General features: G+C 70.8%; 17 protein-coding genes. 10 read left to right on the forward strand and 7 right to left on the reverse strand.

Translation table 11 applies throughout. From position 1 onward, the window contains the following. Positions 1–428 precede the first annotated feature (428 nt). Complete coding sequence (locus tag FHX37_RS13080) at positions 429–1136, reverse strand: DUF2637 domain-containing protein (protein ID WP_246062275.1); 708 nt, start codon at positions 1134–1136, stop codon at positions 429–431. A gap of 276 nt (positions 1137–1412) precedes the next feature. Here FHX37_RS13080 and FHX37_RS13085 point away from each other — a divergent pair, with 276 nt between their 5' ends. Both FHX37_RS13085 and rpmG read left to right on the forward strand, forming a co-directional pair. After that, positions 1413–2231, forward strand: a complete 819-nt coding sequence (locus FHX37_RS13085; RefSeq protein WP_141924160.1) for a DUF817 domain-containing protein — start codon at positions 1413–1415, stop codon at positions 2229–2231. Positions 2232–2408: 177 nt separating this feature from the next. Further along, positions 2409–2573 (forward strand): 50S ribosomal protein L33, encoded by a 165-nt coding sequence (gene rpmG / locus FHX37_RS13090; RefSeq protein WP_141924161.1) that lies wholly within the window; start codon positions 2409–2411, stop codon positions 2571–2573. 158 nt (positions 2574–2731) lie between these two features. On the opposite strand, the gene FHX37_RS13095 is transcribed toward rpmG, so the two are convergent. Together FHX37_RS13095 and FHX37_RS13100 are read right to left on the reverse strand one after the other, a co-directional pair. After that, positions 2732–4255, reverse strand: coding sequence for a glycosyltransferase (locus tag FHX37_RS13095; RefSeq protein WP_141924162.1), 1524 nt, complete (start codon positions 4253–4255; stop codon positions 2732–2734). After that, positions 4252–4413 carry an LPXTG cell wall anchor domain-containing protein gene (locus FHX37_RS13100; RefSeq protein ID WP_141924163.1) on the reverse strand — a complete coding sequence of 54 codons (162 nt, stop codon included), beginning with the start codon at positions 4411–4413 and terminating at the stop codon, positions 4252–4254. The genes FHX37_RS13095 and FHX37_RS13100 overlap by 4 nt, the downstream gene beginning before the upstream one ends. A 286-nt stretch (positions 4414–4699) precedes the next feature. On the opposite strand from FHX37_RS13100, the gene FHX37_RS13105 reads away from it, so the two are divergent. Continuing rightward, positions 4700–5578: an SCO6745 family protein gene (locus FHX37_RS13105; RefSeq protein WP_141924164.1), complete on the forward strand. Its 879-nt coding sequence runs from the start codon at positions 4700–4702 to the stop codon at positions 5576–5578. A 222-nt stretch (positions 5579–5800) separates the two neighbouring features. On the opposite strand, the gene FHX37_RS13110 is transcribed toward FHX37_RS13105, so the two are convergent. Both FHX37_RS13110 and FHX37_RS13115 read right to left on the reverse strand, forming a co-directional pair. After that, positions 5801–7324 carry a glycerol-3-phosphate dehydrogenase/oxidase gene (locus FHX37_RS13110; protein ID WP_141924165.1) on the reverse strand — a complete coding sequence of 508 codons (1524 nt, stop codon included), beginning with the start codon at positions 7322–7324 and terminating at the stop codon, positions 5801–5803. After that, positions 7321–7914 (reverse strand): TetR/AcrR family transcriptional regulator, encoded by a 594-nt coding sequence (locus FHX37_RS13115; protein WP_141924166.1) that lies wholly within the window; start codon positions 7912–7914, stop codon positions 7321–7323. Before FHX37_RS13115 ends, FHX37_RS13110 begins: the two co-directional genes overlap by 4 nt. 17 nt (positions 7915–7931) lie before the next feature. Between FHX37_RS13115 and FHX37_RS13120 the strand changes: the two genes are divergently transcribed. From FHX37_RS13120 to FHX37_RS13135, 4 genes are all read left to right on the forward strand, one after another. After that, positions 7932–9545: an FAD-binding oxidoreductase gene (locus FHX37_RS13120; protein ID WP_246062276.1), complete on the forward strand. Its 1614-nt coding sequence runs from the start codon at positions 7932–7934 to the stop codon at positions 9543–9545. Between the two features lie 183 nt (positions 9546–9728). Continuing rightward, positions 9729–10478, forward strand: a complete 750-nt coding sequence (locus FHX37_RS13125) for a metal-dependent hydrolase (protein ID WP_246062277.1) — start codon at positions 9729–9731, stop codon at positions 10476–10478. Positions 10479–10659: 181 nt separating this feature from the next. Next, positions 10660–11166 carry an inorganic diphosphatase gene (locus tag FHX37_RS13130; protein ID WP_141924167.1) on the forward strand — a complete coding sequence of 169 codons (507 nt, stop codon included), beginning with the start codon at positions 10660–10662 and terminating at the stop codon, positions 11164–11166. An 8-nt stretch (positions 11167–11174) separates the two neighbouring features. Further along, a complete protein-coding gene (locus tag FHX37_RS13135) occupies positions 11175–11918 on the forward strand; it encodes a protein phosphatase 2C domain-containing protein (RefSeq protein WP_141924168.1) in 744 nt (247 codons plus the stop codon). A 46-nt stretch (positions 11919–11964) separates the two neighbouring features. Here the strand turns inward: FHX37_RS13135 and FHX37_RS13140 are convergent, their stop codons facing one another. Next, positions 11965–12861, reverse strand: a complete 897-nt coding sequence (locus FHX37_RS13140) for a hypothetical protein (RefSeq protein WP_141924169.1) — start codon at positions 12859–12861, stop codon at positions 11965–11967. 264 nt (positions 12862–13125) lie between these two features. Next, positions 13126–13548 carry an IS200/IS605 family transposase gene (gene tnpA / locus FHX37_RS13145; protein WP_141924170.1) on the reverse strand — a complete coding sequence of 141 codons (423 nt, stop codon included), beginning with the start codon at positions 13546–13548 and terminating at the stop codon, positions 13126–13128. Between tnpA and FHX37_RS13150 the strand changes: the two genes are divergently transcribed. Genes FHX37_RS13150 through FHX37_RS13160 form a run of 3 tightly spaced genes read left to right on the forward strand, consistent with a single transcriptional unit; the run spans position 13547 to position 17275 of the window. Next, a complete protein-coding gene (locus FHX37_RS13150; protein WP_141924171.1) occupies positions 13547–14017 on the forward strand; it encodes a helix-turn-helix domain-containing protein in 471 nt (156 codons plus the stop codon). The two genes, tnpA and FHX37_RS13150, sit on opposite strands and share 2 nt — an antisense overlap. After that, positions 13962–16598, forward strand: coding sequence for an ATP-binding protein (locus FHX37_RS13155; RefSeq protein ID WP_141924172.1), 2637 nt, complete (start codon positions 13962–13964; stop codon positions 16596–16598). Before FHX37_RS13150 ends, FHX37_RS13155 begins: the two co-directional genes overlap by 56 nt. Beyond that, positions 16598–17275 carry a response regulator gene (locus FHX37_RS13160; protein ID WP_141924173.1) on the forward strand — a complete coding sequence of 226 codons (678 nt, stop codon included), beginning with the start codon at positions 16598–16600 and terminating at the stop codon, positions 17273–17275. The genes FHX37_RS13155 and FHX37_RS13160 overlap by 1 nt, the downstream gene beginning before the upstream one ends. The last annotated feature ends 31 nt before the right edge of the window (positions 17276–17306 follow it).

The raw sequence follows: 17306 nt of genomic DNA on the forward strand, positions 1-17306 counted from the left end.
AGCACCTCACCTGCAAAAACGTGGAGCGTTACCATCTTGCAACATAAATCTTAAGCATACGGAAGCCACCTACTCATTCATATTCGATGCAAAAAATCGCCATATCGACTGGAAGCCCGCTAGCAAGGACAGTGTGCTCCATCGGTGCTCGGCTGTCGCGGCACGAGCGGCACACGGCATGACAGCCCGGCATTGACCGCGAGGGTCAGACGGACAAAATAGCAGCAGCGACACTATTCGCCCCTGAGACGAATGGGAGGCAAGAACCGCGCCCACCCGTTTCCAACGGCCGCGAACAGCCCCAAGAGGCCCACCTGACCTACTCGGATCCGGAACGGGCTAGTCACAAGAACGGCCATACTACCTTGACACGGTAGAGGTCATCACCAGACCTTCGTCGGATTCCCCCTCCATCGCATCGGCTGTTGTCAGGAGCCCCTGTTCGCCCCTCTGTTTGACAAGTCGGCCCCACCTGGGTTTACGGCCGAACTGTTCGGCCAGTTCCTGACCGGAGGGCAGGGAGCCATCATCGCGGCGATGAGCCAACGCCCACTCCCAGGCATCGCACTGAACCTTGGGCGGCGCAACCTCCGTGGCGACGGGCTCAACGATCTCCGCCATCGAAGAGGCCCCCTGCGCCGGAACCACCCGCAGTGCGGGCCGTTCCTCTGCACCGGCAGCGTCCTCGGGACCCGGTGCCGAGTCCACAAAGTGATCCTCGTCGGCCTGGTCATCCCCGGTCTGCGTACGCAGGCAGCGTTCGCCCGGAACTGACGCATCAACAACTCATAGGAACCGATCAGTGCGAATGCGGGCCATGCGTGGATCACCCGCGACCACACCGTCGGATCAGCCACCGCCACGTTGGCGGCCAGGGACGCCGCGCTGCCGACGATCAACAGGGTCCAGGGCAGCACTCCCCCACGCCTCCCCTGGCCAGCGTCGCTGAGCAGAGACATGGAAGCGGCCACGATCATGCCGTCGACCGACAGCGGGAACAGACCGGCCCGCCAGGCGGGCTCGCCATGGCCCAAGGCCAGCTCGAACATATGGGCATAGGAAACCACGGCCGCGATGACTGCCAGCAGCAGCACCGCGGCGAGAGTGATCCAGCGGCTCCAGTGGGAAGCGACCATCGCCGATCACTCCCCAGACCCCTGTGACTGGCGGCGTGACCCGTGGTAACCCTCCCGACGCATCTTGGTGCGCGCTGGAGGAAGTTCAATGTGTGGCCCATCGATTACAGGCTGGAGGTTCGCATGCTGCCCTGCTGGGGGCACCGCCTCAGAAAAATCGGGAGACCCGGTTGACCGGACATCGTTTCGGTTGCCGGGTTTTCTTGTGGGTGTGGTCGTTACCCGCTGGTCGCGTTAACGCGCAACGCTCCCATACCCCCATGCGTCGGACGACATATGCCCACTGTCTGGAACCTGCCCCGGGGACTCTCCCAGCTGGTGCGCTTCGCTTGGCTGGAAGCGCGGGCGTGCGCCTTCGCCGTAGCCCTGTTCCTGGGACTGGCGCTCTCGGAGGTCGTACCCCTGCCCGTACCCCGCTACGACGCGCTGCTGGTCTACGGGATCATTCTGACCGTCACCTTCTGGCTGTCCGGTCTGGAGACCGGTCGGGAGGTACTCGGCATTCTGGGATTCCACGTGGTGGGGCTGGCTTTCGAGCTGTTCAAAGTGCGAGTCGGATCCTGGAGCTATCCCGAACCGGCCTGGACGACAGTCGCCGGGGTGCCGTTGTACAGCGGCTTCATGTACGCCGCTGTGGGCAGCTACGTCGCCCGGGCCTGGCGGCTGCTGGATCTGGACCTGGTGCGCTACCGCTCCGTGGCCACCGGCGTACTCGCGGCGTTGGTCTACGCGAACTTCTTCACCCACCACTGGCTGCCGGACGTGCGGTTCCTGCTCGCGGCCGGGATGGTCGCGGTGACGTGGGGCACCTGGGTGTACTTCACCGTCGGAAGCGTGTGTTACCGGATGCCGCTGGCCCTGTCGTTCGTGCTGATCGGCTTCTTCCTGTGGACGGCGGAGAACGTCTTCACGGCCCTCGGGGCGTTTCGCTACCCCCACCAGGTGGACACCTGGGCCATGGTGCACCCCTCCAAGTTCGGCGCGTGGGCGCTCCTGGTCACGGTGTCCTTCGTCCTGGTCGCCGCCTGGAAACTGCGGCGTCGCCCCGGCGCTGCCGACGAGAAACTCGTGGGGAGCACCCGCGGCGCTGGATGACCCCGGTCGCGGGCGACCCGTCCGGATCCGTAGGGAAAACGACGGAACGACCGCGACCGGGGTGGTTCCCGCACCGGAACCGGTCCGTCCGGACGCACACACTCCTCGGGAATAAACGACGATGATTATCGTTTTCAACAATGGTTGCCGACACCCACCGATCCCGAGGAGGAAGCCGTGGCACGCAACGACGTACGACCGGTCGTGAAGCTCCGGTCCGCAGCGAGTACCGGCTACACCTACGTCACCCGCAAGAACCGCCGCAACACCCCGGACCGGCTCGTACTACGCAAGTACGACCCGGTAGTGGGGCGGCACGTGGAGTTCCGCGAGGACCGCTGACACCGTCCGGCGCCTCCCGTGCCGAAGCAGCGGAAGCCCTTCTCGGAACGCGCGCTCCGACGCCGGTTCCGGGGAGGGCCCCACCGAAGCCAGACTCCCGCTGGCCCGGCTGACAGCACGGTACCGGTCGGCCGACCCGGCCCCCGGGTCGCGAACGGTCAGCCCTGCGCCTCCACACGGTCGGCGCCCCTGGAGACCGCTCCCTGGTCACGCCTGCCCCGCATCCGGGGCAACCAGCCGCCGCCCCATTCGGTCCGCTCCGGCGTCGGGGCGGTCGGTGCCAGGGCGACGTCGATGTCCTCCCGTGTTCCCCACTGGACGATCCGGCGGCAGGTCAGCATCGCGTAGAGGTAGACGGGGCGGAGCACGACCATCCGCCAAACCCCCGCCACCGGCGACACCAGGAACAGCAGGAACCGGTGGGCGGTGGTCTCGTCGCTGCGCCGCACCATGAAGACGCGCAGTGCCATGATGTAGTTGATCGCCGCACCGACCATCAGCGCCGCTAGGCCGATCTCCCTCCACTGCTCGCGCAGCCCCGGGTCGAGGAGGACGGCGAGCGGAATCACGAAGCCCAGCAGGAGATGCAGGTACTCCGCCACCGTTCCCCAGAACACCACTCCGCCCAGCGGCATGTACCGCAGCCACCACAGGTGCCGGACCGTGGTGCCCCGCATCCAGCGCAGCTGCTGCCCGAAGTAGTGCCGCAGCCTCTCGGGGACGAGGGTGAACACGAGCGCCGAGGGCTGGTGCACCGTGTCGCCGCGCAGTAGAGCGTAGAACGTGAGCATGGAGTCGTCGTTCATCTGCATCGGACGGTCACAGAAGTGCTCGTTCTCGTAGACGCCCGCGGCGGAACGGACCGTATCCGCGCGGTAGAACGCGAGCGTCCCGGAGTTGATCGTCACCCTCCCCAGGACCGACTGCGCGCTGCGCAGCCCGCGCGTGAACGGCAGGTACAGCAGGCAGGTGAGGCGGGTCAGCAGCGTGGTGCGCCTGTTCAGCACGACCACGTGTCCCGCCACCGACTGCACCCGCGGGTCGGCGAGGGGTTGCAGCCCCTCGCGTACGGCGTTGCGGTCCATGACGGAGTCGCTGTCCAGCGTGACGAAGACGTCGGCGGGATCCTCGGCCAGGACGTGCATCTGGGCGAACCGCTTGCCCCGGTTCTCGGTGCGGTCCCAGGTGGCTTCCACCCCCACCTCGGCGGCCCGGTCCAGGAACCGCTCGCGGATGCGCGTGTAGTCCATGGGTTCGCCGGTGCCCGGGTCCGCCGAGCCGTCGTCCACGACCCGCACCCGCTGCACCGGCCGACTCTGCTCCAGGACCGAGTGCAGGCACATGCGCAGGATCTGCGGATCCTCGTTGTAAACCGGGATCTGGACGGTCACGGTGAGCCCGGACAGTTCTGGTTGCTCCGCGGCCGCGGCACGCTTCGGGCGGTCGAACCAGGCCAGCGGCACCCACCACAGCAGCAGGAAGCACACGAGCCACACCGTCGTCAGACTCGCCGACCCCGCGTGGTGTCCGGTTGCGGCATGCGCGAGATGCAGTGCCCCCCAGCTGGCGAAGCCGAGCAGTGCCAGTGTGGCGCAGACCGCCGCCACACCTGGGCGGGCGTACTCCGCAGTCGGTAGTTCCGGGTCCGGATCCCGGGGAACCGTCGTGTCGCGGCTGCTCACCTCTCGACCGGCCCAACGCCGCGACGGAAGGTGAACCGGATCAGTAGAGCACCGACGACCACCAGGACCAGCCCGGCGACGACCAGCCAAAGATAGCCCGTCACGATACCGGTGGCGGCGAGTGTGGCGCCCGGACCGGACACGGTGTCATAAGGCATACAGAACTCCCAGAGAGGAACGCCGTTCGGTGTCACTCCGGGTATGCCACGGACTTCCATGCCGTTCCACACAGCACTTCGAGACCTGACCCAATCTTGACCAGCGTCGGGGACGCTCGTGGTCCACCACCCTCACCGGGGAAGGCCGACCGGGCCGGTCACGGTGACAGCCCACAGGATGCGGCGGTGCGAACGCGACCCGGTTCCTCCCGCCGGCCGCAACGGAACCGAACGTCGCTCGATACGCTGACGGCGGCACGTCACGCCACGGTGAAACGGAGCACGCATGACTCCCCAGTCGGTAACCCCCGATCTCGCCCGTACCACGTGGGCGGAGCTGGAACCCGTCCACACACTGGTCTACTTCGCGCCGGAGGCCGCCTCCAGCTACGCGCAGCTCGGTCTGGAGTCGCAGGCCATGGGGTACTTCGCTCCGCGTTGTGCCGCGCTCGGCCCGGTGGGAGCGGAGACGGTCGGCGCGGTGTTCTTCGTGTTCAACCCGGAGCTGATCCGTTCGGCCGTCCCGAGAGTCTGGTCACTGGTCAGCCCACAGGCGGTGCTGCGCGCTCGCCAGGAGGTCGCCGACCAGGCGCTGCGCCGGGCTCTCGGCGAGGAGACGGTGCGTTCGACGGCCGTGGCGGAGGCGGCCGAACTCGCGCGCGACGCGGCGCTGGAGGCCGGGCGCCACGTCCACGGCAGACCGTTGTTCGCCGGACACGCGGGACTGGAGTGGCCCGAGGAGCCGCACCTGGTGCTGTGGCACGCGGCGACCCTGTTGCGGGAGTTCCGCGGGGACGGGCACGTGTCCGCGTTGTTGCAGGCGGGGCTGTCTCCGGTGGAGGCGCTGGTGAGCCACGCCGCGGGCGCCCCGGGGTACTCAACGTCATGGCTGCGGAAGAGCCGGGGATGGTCCCTCGAGGAGTGGGACGCCGCCGTGGGGCGGTTGCGGCGGCGGGGGCTGGTCGACACGGATGCGGACGGCGCGCCCGTGCTCACCGAGGAGGGGCACGCGCTGCGGCGTGACCTGGAATCCCGCACGGACGCGCTGGCGCTTCCGGCGTTCGAGCGGCTCGGCCCGGAGGGTAACGCGCGGCTGGCGGAACTGACCGCGCCGCTCGCCGAGACGCTGGGGGCCGAGGCGCGCCCGCCAGCGGCCGAACGGTAAGGGCCGGAGCCCGGGTGGTGGGTGCTGGTCGTCCCGAGCGGCGCCCGCCACCCGGGAGCTGGGGCCTGTTTTTGGGCGCTGTTCGTCGCGAGCGGCGTCTCCGGTGCCGCCCGGCACGGCCGAGGAGGGGGCCAGAGCGGACCCCCTCCGTCGACCGGCGGGAACGCCGCCGAGCGGTGTGCCGGGGCGGCACGCAGCAGGGCAAGCGTCCGAAAACGGGCTCTAGTGGCCCAGTGCCTCCTCCGCCGCCGCCAGGGCAGCCTGCCGGTCGGAGGCGACCAGTCCCAGACGGGTGCGGCGTTCCAGCAGGTCGTCGGTGTCCAGTGCCCCCTCGTGGCGCACCGCGAACCGCAGTTCGGCTGGGGTGATCCCGCGTGCCAGCCCGGTGAGTGCCTCGGGGTCGCCGTCCGCCTGCGCCAGGACCGCCGTGGCTTCGGTCCCGTAGCGTTCCACCAAGCGGCGCGGGGCCCGCACCGCTGCCAGCCCGCGGGGGCCGGTGGCTCCCACGAGAGGGAGGGTGGCGGTGCGGCTCGGCCCGGCGAGGAGCCGGGAGTTGCTCACCGCCGCGTCCACCGCCTCGCGGGCCATGCGCCGGTAGGTGGTGAGTTTTCCGCCGACCGCGGTGATGGTGCCGTCGGGTGAGGTCAGGATGGCGTGCCGCCGGGAGACGTCGGCGCTGTTTCCCGAGCCGGTGTCGAGGAGGGGGCGCAGGCCGGCGTAGGCGCCCAGTACGTCGGCGCGGGTGAGCCGGGTGGCCAGTGCGCTGTTGACCACGTCGAGGAGGAAGGCGACGTCGGTTTCGGGAGGTTCGGGAACCTCCGGAACGGGGCCTTCCACCGGTTCGTCGGTGAGACCGGCGAACACCCGGCCGTCGGGTTGCGGGAGGGCGAACACGAACCGGTTGATGCTGCCGGGCACGGGAATGGTAAGGGCGGCCGCGGGGTTGCCCAGGGCTTCGGACGGCAGGACGATGTGTGTGCCGCGGCTGGGGCGCAGCCGCACGTCGGGGACGAGGTCTCCCGCGTACACGCCGGTGGCGTTGATGACGGCTCCCGCCCGCAGCTCGAGTGACTCCCCGGTGAGGCGGTCGCGGAGCGTCGCGCTGCCGCCGTCCAGGCGTTCGGCGGCGCACCGGGTGATCACCCGGGCCCCGTGTCCGGCGGCGGTGCGGGCGAGGGCGAGCACCAGCCGGGCGTCGTCGGTGAGTTGGCCGTCGAACGACACGATCCCGCCGTACAGGCCGTCCTGGGACACTCCGGGCACGAGTCGGCGAGTGCGTTCCCGGCCGATGCTGCGGGAGTGCGGCAGCGTGTCGGTCCCGGTCCCCGCCGCCACGCGGAGCACGTCACCCATGGCGGTACCGACGCGGGTGGCGGCGACCCGGGCGAACCCGGTTCCCGCGTGGACCGGAACGAGCATCGGGAGGGCACGCACCAGGTGCGGCGCTGTCCTGCGCATCAGGATGTCGCGTTCGCGGGCGCTCTCGTGGGCGATGGCGAACTGGCCGTTGGCGAGGTAGCGCAGCCCCCCGTGGACCAGTTTCGAGCTCCAGCGGCTCGTGCCGAACGCCAGGTCGTCCCGGTCGACGAGTGCGACGGAGAGACCGCGGGAGGCGGCGTCCAGGGCAGCCCCCGCCCCGGTGACCCCGGCGCCGACCACCAGCACGTCGACCTGCGGGTCGTCGTGCAGGGCCTGCAGCTCGCGGTGGCGGCGTCCGGCGTTGAGGGAGGTGTCCGGGTCGGTCATCGGGTGTTCGCCTCCTGGGGTGCGAGGTATCCGGAGAGGAGGGTGCGCAGTTCTGACAGCAGCGCCTCCTCGGACATGGCGTCGGTGGTGAGGCGGCGGGACGTGGCGACGCTCTGCACCACGAGAAGCACCATCCGGGCGAGGGCCGCGGGCTCGCCCTGCCGGATCGACCCGTCGCTCTGCCCCGCCCGGACCTGCGGCGTGATCAGTTCCAGCGCGGCGAGGTGACTGGTTCCCAACCGGTGGAAGGTGTAGGTCGCCAGCAACTCCGGTTCGCTGTCGATGATGCGCAGGAACAGGGGGTGGGTGAGGAGCGCCTCGGTGACGCCGGCGGCGCGGCGTACCAGATGCTCGCGCGCGTTCGTTTCCCCGTCCCCGACCGCGGCCTCCTGCAGCAGTTCCCGTAGTTCGCGGGTCAGCGCGTCGGAGACCAGTATGGTCACGTCGGGCCAGTGCCGGTACACGGTAGGGCGGCTCACCCCGGCACGGCGGGCCACGTCGGTGAGAGTGGTGCGCCGGATTCCGAACGCTTCGACGCAGGCGCGTGCCGCGTCCAACATCCGATCCTCAACGTTACGTCTTGACGCCATATGTAAAACTGTACTGTATGAGTGCCGACCACGCTACCGACATGTCCTGGTTCGCCTGGGGCGACCCCGACTACGCCACACCGCTCTCCGACTCCCTCCGCGGGCTCGTCGCCGACGCTCTCGGCGCCGAGCTGGTGGAGCTTCCTCCCCCCGACGAGGAGGAGGTCCGCCTGCCCGATCCGACGCTGACTCCGGCGGCGCTGGCGGAGCTGCGTAACGTCGTCGGGGAGGAGCAGGTGCGCACCGACCGCGCCTCCCGGCTGCGGCACGCCGGCGGCAAGAGCACGCCCGACCTGCTACGGCGGCGGTCGGGGGACGCCACCAACGCTCCGGACGCGGTCCTCCTCCCCGGCAGCCACGACGAGGTGCTGGCGGTGCTGGACGTGTGCGAGCGCCACCACACCGCGGTGGTCCCGTTCGGCGGCGGGACGAGCGTCGTCGGCGGGGTGGAACCCCTGCGCGGGGACGGGGTGGCCGCCGTGTCGCTCGACCTGCGCCGTCTGGACCGGCTGGTGGCGTTCGACCCCCTGTCACAGACCGCGACCCTGCAGGCCGGGCTGCGTACGCCGCGCGCCGAGGAGCTGCTCGCCGAACACGGGCGCACACTGGGCCACGTCCCCCAGAGTTACGAGTACGCCACCATCGGGGGCTACGCGGCCACGCGGTCCAGCGGCCAGGCGTCTCTGGGGTACGGCCGGTTCGACGACCTGGTGGTGGCGATGCGCGTCGCCACGCCGCGCGGCACGCTGGAGGTGGGCGGCACGCCGGCGTCGGCCGCCGGCCCCGACCTGCGCCAGCTGGTGCTCGGCTCGGAGGGTGCCTTCGGAGTCATCACCGAGGTGACGCTGCGGACCCGACCGGTACCCGAGGCCACCCACGACGAGGCGTGGTCGTTCCCCGACTTCGACTCCGGAGCCGCGGCGCTGCGCGCCCTGACACAGGCCGCCCCCCGACCGATGGTCGCACGGTTGTCGGACCCCACGGAGACGTTCGTGAACGCCGCGCTCTCCGGAGGCGGCGACGGCGGGAGTGTCGGCTGCCTGCTCGTGGTGGGGTTCGAGGGGACCGAACAGCAGGTGTCCGACCAGCACGCCGCCGCCCGGCGGACCCTGGAGCAGGAGGGCGGCACCCCGCTCGGGTCCGAGCCCGTCTCCCAGTGGCGGCACTCGCGTTTCCACGGCCCTTACCTGCGCGACACGCTGCTCGCCGCCGGCGTCCTCAGCGAAACCCTGGAAACGGCCACGACCTGGTCAGGGCTCCGCCCGCTGTACGAGGCGGTCACCTCCGCTGTCGCCCAGGCCCTCGACGGCCCCCACGGAACGTCGGTGGTGATGTGTCACATCTCGCACGTGTACCCGACGGGGGCGTCGCTGTACTTCACCGTGGTCACCGCGGCGGGTACGGACCCCGAACAGCGGTGGTGGGCGGCGAAACGCGCCGCGAGCGACGCCATCGCCGCGCACGGGGGAACGATCAGCCACCACCACGCGGTGGGCGCCGACCACCGCCCCTGGATGACCGCCGAGGTGCAACCGCTGGGGGTGGACGTGCTGCGCGCCGTCAAAACGGCCCTGGACCCGGCGGGAGTGCTGAACCCGGGCAAGCTCATCCCGCAGGACGGCGGTTCCTGAACCCTCGCTGTTTAGCGCGCGTCGTTCCCGCATGGTAGACGGGGAAGACCCCCTGCCCCCCGGAACTTTCGGAGAACCGTTGCCGTCCGCCGTGTGCCCCGTCCCGCCTGCAGCCGGCCGCCGCCCTCCCCTCCCCCGACCGGCCGGAGGCCGCGGCCGCGACGGCGCACTGAGGGTGCGGCCATGATGGCGGGGGCGCACGCGGCGAGCGGCGCGCTGGCGGGGGTGGCCGTGTCCGGAGCGGCCGGTGGCGGTCCGGTCGAGTTGGCCACCGGCGCCGCTGCGAGCGCAGGAGCGGCGCTGCTGCCGGACCTGGATCATCCCTCCGCCACGGCGTCCCGCTGTCAGGGAGCCGTGACAGGGGTGGCCTGTCGCGGCGTGCGCGCCCTGTCCGCGCTGGCGTGGCGCGCTACCGCCACCCGCTACGACCGGGGTGGTTACGACCAGGACGGCACCCACCGGCACCTGTCCCACACTGCTGCGGCGGCGTTGCTCGCGGGACTGGCCGCCGGTGCGGCTGCGCTGCACTGGGCGGGCGCGGCCGCGGTGCTGTGGTTGCTCTTCTCACTGGGCGCGCGCGGAGCGGGAGCGGGTCGCTGGGTTGGCGGCCGGCGCGGGGCGGCGGCCGCGTGGGTGAGCGTGTCCCTCGGTGCGGGCGCCGCCACCGCCGCGGTCGTGCTGCTCTCCCCACCGTCCCCGGTCCTGCTCGCCGCCCTGGTGAGTGTGGGCATGGTGGTGCACTGCCTGGGGGACGGGCTCACCACGGCCGGGGTGCCGTTGGCGTGGCCGGTGCGGCTGGGAGGTCAGCGCTGGCGCATGCTCGGTGCGCCGCGGCGGTTACGGTTCGATGTGGGTTCCCGGTGGCAGGAGGTCACGGTCCAGTGGTTGTGCTGGTGCGGCACCCCGGTGCTGGGGGCGGTGGTCCTGTCCTGACCGGGGACGCGGCAGTGCCGCCGCATGCCCGCCCACCCGTGCCTGCGGGAGGGCCGTGTAACCCGCCCCGGCATGCCCGCGACGTGCGCTATCCGGTAGAAAAGCCAGTGGGGAGCATTGTGCCCGACCGCGGTCGCGTCCCCGTTCGTGCCCAGCGCGGCAACCGGTAAAGGAAACAGGTATGGAATTCGACGCGGTGATCGAGATCCCGCAGGGATCGCGCAACAAGTACGAGATGGACCACGCTCGCGGCCGGATCAGGTTGGACCGGACGCTGTTCACCTCGACCCAGTACCCGGCCGACTACGGGTACCTTCCGGGCACGCTCGCTGAGGACGGCGACCCGCTGGACGCCATCGTCCCGCTCGCCCGTCCCTCCTTCCCCGGCTGCACGGTGCGGGTGCGGCCGGTCGCGGCGTTCTGGATGCAGGACGAGAGCGGCCCGGACGCCAAGGTCCTGTGCATGCCGGTCGGCGACCCGAACGTGGAGAACGTCCGCGATCTGCCGGACGTTCCGGAGCTGCAGCTCAGCCAGATCACGCACTTCTTCGAGATCTACAAGCGCCTGGAGCCCCTCAAGAGCTCGGAGGTGCGCGGCTGGCAGAACGTGGAGGCGGCCGAGGAGATCGTGCGGGACGCGCAGCGGCGCGCGGCGGACTCCACCACGCCGGTTCCCGGAGCCCGCTGATCCCTGACGTGCGGGTACGCAGCGCGAGCGAGGCCGGGGAGGGGGCGGAGAACGAGGACGGGATGGCGTGGGGCCCGGGTTGGGCGTTCGTGCTCGACGGCGCCACGGCACCGCCGGGAGTCGACACCGGATGCCGCCACGGGGTGGCATGGTTCGTGCGTCGGCTCACCAGCGAGCTGCAGCACGAGCTGGCATCCGGGCAGCGGACTCTGCCGGACTCGCTGGCCACGGCGATCACCCGCTCGGCACAGGCCCACCGCACCAGCTGCGACCTGGGGAACCCGGACAGCCCGTCCGCCACGGTCGCTGTGGCGCGCCACACGGACCAGGGGACGGAGTACCTGGTCCTGGCCGACGCGGTCGCCCTCGCTCCGGGAGATGACACGCCGGCCCGTGCCGTCACGGACGACCGGCTGGACCACCTGCCCGGCGGCCGCCCCTACAGCCGGGAGCTGGTACGGGCGTGCCGCAACGCGCCCGGCGGGTTCTGGGTCGCGGGCACCGATCCGAAAGCGGCGTACCAAGCGGTCCAGGGCACGTTTCCCGGGCGCCGGTTCGCGCTGCTGACCGACGGGTGCTGGCGCCTGGTCGACTACTACGGCCACAGCGTCCCGGCGGTCGCCGATTTCCTGGACAACCGGGGCCCCGAGGCGCTCATCGCCTGGGTCCGGGCCGAGGAGCGCCGGAATGGCGTCCCCGGCGGGAAGCTGCACGACGACGCCACCGCGCTCCTCGCCGAGCCGGGGCCCTGACTCCCGTTCCTGCCATCGGACAGGCCCCGGCTCGGTTCCGGGGCGACTATTCGGTCTCGTATTCGGTCTCGGAGGCGCGGGTGAGTGTTCCCTCGACGGTCGAGGCGAGGTCGTCGGCGACCTCCAGTTTCTCCTCCGGGGAGAGCCCGTCGGACCCGGAGTAGCCGACGTTGACCATCAGGTTGCGCGAGACGAACGTGGCCCAGGCGAGGGACTGGTCATCCATGAGGTACTCGCTGTTGGGGTCGTCGACGTAGTACACGAACCCGCCGTCCCCGGTTCCCATCTCCCGTTTGCCGACCTCGATACTCCCGTCTTCCGGCGAGGACGCGTCCTCGGAGAGGTCCACGTCGTAGGACTCCCCCATCTCCGTACGGACGTCACTGAGATGCTGCTGCATCCGCGTGTAGTCGTCCTCGGCGGTGTCCGTGGGGAAACGGAACACGCTGACCTGGAGTACCGGCCTCTCGGACAGCTCCGTTCCCGAACCGGTGGAGCACAACAGCGCCTCCTCCGCCGTGACGCCGCCGTCCGTGACCGGCATACTCTCCTCGTAGCGGTCCTCGATGATGTCGGAGCTCTCGGCGTCCGGGACGCCGGAGAGTTCCGACTCGGTCAGGAACGCATCGCAGTCGGCGACGCCGCTCAGTGGGGGCGGGGTGCGCACCACGGCCCAGGTGGTGATGCCGGCGGCCACGAACAGCACCGCCGCTCCCCCGGCGATCCCGCCGATCAACCACCCTCTGCCCCGGGAGGGCCGCTGTGGGTATCCGGGGCCGGGCGGGCCGGAGTTCCACGGCGGGTGGGGATCCTGTTGCTGCGGCGGTGCGGGATAACCGGGCGGTGGGGGTTGCCCACCCGGTGGGCCGTACCCGGGCGGGGGCTGTTGCGGGGGATTCGGCTGTTGCGGCCCGGGAGGCGGGTAGGGGGGCTGGCCAGCCATGCGGAACTCCTCGGGGGATGGGAAACCTGGTTCGGCTGCGGACACTCCCTGTCTATATCCCATCCCACCGGGACGGCACACGCGCGGCCCCTGTAACCCGCCGTGTTCCTGGCCACTGCGGAGACACCGGACCGGCGACCTGCGCGGGCATGCCAGCGGCGACCACCCACAATGGGGGGTGTGACCGGTAATCAATCGCCGCACCCTCCGGTGTTCACGCCGGGGATCGGCGATCCCTGCTGTCACGACCCGCGTAGCGGGTCGTTAGGACGGGCGATGTTGGTTCTCCACGTACTGGCGAATGGTCGACAGCGGTGCCCCGCCGCAGAACACCGCGGGATACGACGGCGACCACAGGTGGGTCCGGTGGGTCCGCCCGCGGAACTGGTGCCGCCGCGGCGGCACCAGTTCCGGACTGTTCGCCGGCGGGGACACTTGCACCTGCGGCGGCGACTCCACCAGCAGGTGCAGGTGGTCATCCTCGCCGTGGAACTCCGACACGTGTGCACCGACGTCAGACCACACCGTGGAGAGCACGGGGTCCGGGAAGTTCCGATGGCCGCTGGTGAGCACGTCCCGCCGATACGTCGTCGCAACGACCACGCGGGCATGAAGCCGGAATCCGCAGTGCTGGCCAGTGTGGTCGTTCTCGCGGTCACCCCTGGACCACCATGGTGTGTTGCTCATGGTGCACACCGGGTATCCCTACCGGATCGAGCCCACCGGGGCGCAACGGGCGATGCTGATGCCTACGTTCGGCTGCGTGCGCGTGGTGTCCAACGACGTGATCCGTGCGCGCGAGGCGGCCTGGCAGGCGGGCGAGAAACTGTCGAACGCCGAGGTGCAACGTCGGGTCATCACCGAGGCGAAACGCACCGAAGCCCGCGGGTGGCTGGCCGAGGTCGCCTCGGTGCCGCTGGTGCAGTCCGTCCAGGACGCGATGCCGCTGCGGTTGCGCCTGTTCGAGTGCCAGGCGTGCGGTTTGGTGCTGGATCGGGACGTCAACGCAGCGTTGAACATCCCCGCCGCGGGGCGTGCGGAGAGGGTAAACGCCTGTGGAGCCCGGGTGAGTCCCGCCTCGTTCGAGGGGGCGTTGGGTGATGAGGCAGGAAGCAGAGGGAAACCGCCAGGAGGTACCGCCCGAGTCGCGGCATAGCAGCGAGGGGATCCCCGCCGCCCACGGCGGGGAGCACGTCAAACGTGCGAGGCTGCGGATCTACCTGGGCGCCGCGCCCGGTGTCGGGAAGACCTATGCCGCGCTGAGCGAGGCGCGCCGCCGCCGCGGCCGCGGCACTGACATCGTGGTCGGCGTCGCCGCCTCCCACGGGCGGCAACGGGTGCAGGAGCTGCTTGACGGTACGGGAACGGCGGAACAGCCCCTGCCCGCCGTGGCCGAGACGACCGAGGGCGACCTCGACGTGGAGGCCGTGCTCGCCCGCCGCCCGCGTGTCGCCGTCGTCGACGAACTCGCGCGGACCAACGCCGCCGGTGCCCGCAACACCAAACGGTGGCAGGACGTCGAGGAGCTGCTGGAAGCGGGCATCGAGGTCATCTCCACGGTGAACATCCAGCACCTGACCTCGCTCAACGACGTCGTGGAACAGATCACCGGGGTGCGGGAGACGAGCACGATACCGGACGAGGTGGTCCGCCGGGCGGACCAGATCGAGTTGTGCGACATGTCACCGCAGTCGCTCCGCCGGCGGATGTCGCACGGCAACATCTACCCGGAGGAGCGGGTCGACGCCGCCCTTTCCAGCTACTTCCGGGAGGGCAACCTCGCCGCCTTGCGGGAGTTGGCGCTGTTGTGGGTGGCCGACCGGGTCGACGAGGGGATCGCCCGCTACCGCGGTGAGCACAAGATCCGCGAAACGTGGGAGGCACGGGAGCGGGTCGTCGTCGCGCTCACCGGCGGGCCCGAGGGGAAGACGCTGCTGCGCCGCGCCGCGCGGATCGCCGCGCGCTCCCGCGGGGGCCAGCCGCAGCCCAGCAACCTGATGGCGGTGCACGTGGTCTCCAGCCGCCACCTGAGCCGGAACCGCTCCGGGGCGCTCTCCCGGCAGCGCCAGTTGCTCGCGCAGCTCGGCGGAACCTACCACCAGGTTGTCGGGGACGACGTCCCGGCCGCGCTGCTGGAGTTCGCGCGGGGTGTCAACGCCACCCAGATCGTGCTGGGCTCGTCACGGCGACGCCCGTGGCAGTACGTCCTCGGCCCCGGTGTGGGCGCGACCGTCGCGCGGGAGTCGGGCGACATCGACGTGCACATCGTCACCCACGAGGAGGTGGGACGCGGCCGGGGTATGCTCCCGCCGCTCTCCACGAACCTGGGACGTGGAAGGCGCGCGTGGGGGTGGACCGCGGCGTTGTGCCTCCCGCCGCTGGTCGCCGCCGCCCTGCACCTGCCGGTGCTGGACCACCTCAACACCACCACGGGGATGCTGGCGTTCCTGTTCACCACGGTGGGGGTGGCGCTGGTGGGCGGGTCGTGGCCCGCGCTCGCCTCCACGGTGTGGAGCGTCCTGTTGTTCAACGTCCTGCTGCTTCCTCCCCTGTACCGGTTGTCCGTCGCCCGTGTCGACGCTGTGGTGGCTCTCGTCGCGTTCCTCACGGTGGGGGTAGCGATCGCGCTCGTGGTGGACGTGGCCAACCGCCGCTCGGTGCAGGCGGCGCGTGCCCGGGCCGAGTCCAGCACGTTGAGTCTGCTGGCGGGGAGCGTCCTCAGCGGCCAGGAGCCGTTGGCGGCACTGCTGCGCAGGATCAGGGAGACGTTCGGCCAGCGTTCGGTGGCCCTGATCGGGCAGCGCGACGACGGAAGTTGGGAGCTGGTCGATCACAAGGGTGAGGGCCCGTGTCGTTTCCCGGAGGACGCGGACGCGCTGGTGTCGGTCAGTGACACGTTGGCGCTGGCTCTGCGCGGGCACACCCCGCCGGCTGCCGACCGCCGCATCCTGGGGGCGTTCGCCACCCACATCGGGATCGCGCTGGAGCAGCAGCGTCTGGCCAGCGACGCGGCCGAGGCGAAACGCCAGGCAGCGGGCAACAAGATCCGTACGGCCCTGCTCGCCGCGGTTTCCCACGACCTGCGCACTCCGCTGACGTCGATCAAGGCGAGTGTCTCCAGTCTGCGTGCGGTCGACATCGCGCTGGACGAGAGCGACCGGGCGGAGCTGCTGGAGAACATCGAGGAGTCGACCGACCGGCTGAACGGACTGGTCGGCAACCTGTTGGACATGAGCCGGCTGCAGACCGACACGGTGCGCCCCAACCTGCGTGCCGTCGGGCTGGAGGAGGTGGTCCCGGCGGCCCTGATCGGCCTTTCCGAGCACACGGTCACGGTCGACGTCGCGGACCACCTGCCTCGGGTCCGCGCTGACGTCGGGCTGCTGGAACGGGCCGTGGCGAACGTGGTGCAGAACGCGACCCGGCACAACCCGCCCGGTGCCCGGCCGGTCCGCATCGCCGCGAGCTCGCTGGGCGCGACCGTGGAGCTACGGGTGGTGGACCACGGTCCCGGCGTTCCCGAGGAGTCCCGGGAACGCATCTTCGAGGCGTTCCGCCGCAGCGATGACGCCCCGCGCGGTACGGGCATCGGACTGGGGCTGGCTGTCGCACGCGGGTTCGCCGAGGCGATGGGGGGCACACTGAGCGCTGAGGACACCCCCGGCGGAGGGCTGACCATGGTGTTCACGTTGCCCAGTTGGACGGCTGGCCCCGCCGCGGAAGCCGAGGTCGAGTGATGCGGGTACTGGTTGTCGACGACGACGCGCAGATCGTGCGTGCGATGCGGATCAACCTGCGGGCCCGGGGTTACGAGGTGGACACCGCATTCGACGGTGCGGCCGCGCTGCGCGCCGCGGCCGCGAACATGCCGGACATCGTGCTGCTCGACCTGGGGCTTCCCGACATGGCGGGCGGCGCGGTCATCGAGGGGTTGCGCGGGTGGACGAGCGTGCCGATCATCGTGCTGTCCGCGCACCACTCCTCCACCGAGAAGGTGCGGTCGTTGGACGCGGGGGCCGACGACTACGTCACGAAACCGTTCGGTATGGACGAGTTGCTGGCGCGGTTGCGCGCCGCCCAGCGCCGTTCGGTACGGGCCGAGGAGGCTCCGGTCGTGACCACCCGCGCGTTCACCGTGGACCTGGAGGCCAAACGGGTCACGCGCCACGGCCACGAGGTGCGGCTCACTCCCACCGAGTGGCACATTCTGGAGCTGCTGGCCCGCAACGCGGGCAGGCTGGTGAGCCAGCGCCAGCTCCTGCACGACGTGTGGGGGCCGGTGTACCAGAGCGAGACGAACTATCTCCGGGTGTACATGGCCCAGCTGCGTCGCAAGCTCGAACCGGACCCGGCGCATCCCGCCTACCTGATCACCGAGGCCGGCATGGGTTACCGGTTCGAGAAGGGCGGCTGAGACGCACTTCCCCTCCCCTCCGGCGCACGGC

Origin of the sequence: Haloactinospora alba (genome assembly GCF_006717075.1) — a bacterium.
Lineage (GTDB): Bacteria > Actinomycetota > Actinomycetes > Streptosporangiales > Streptosporangiaceae > Haloactinospora > Haloactinospora alba.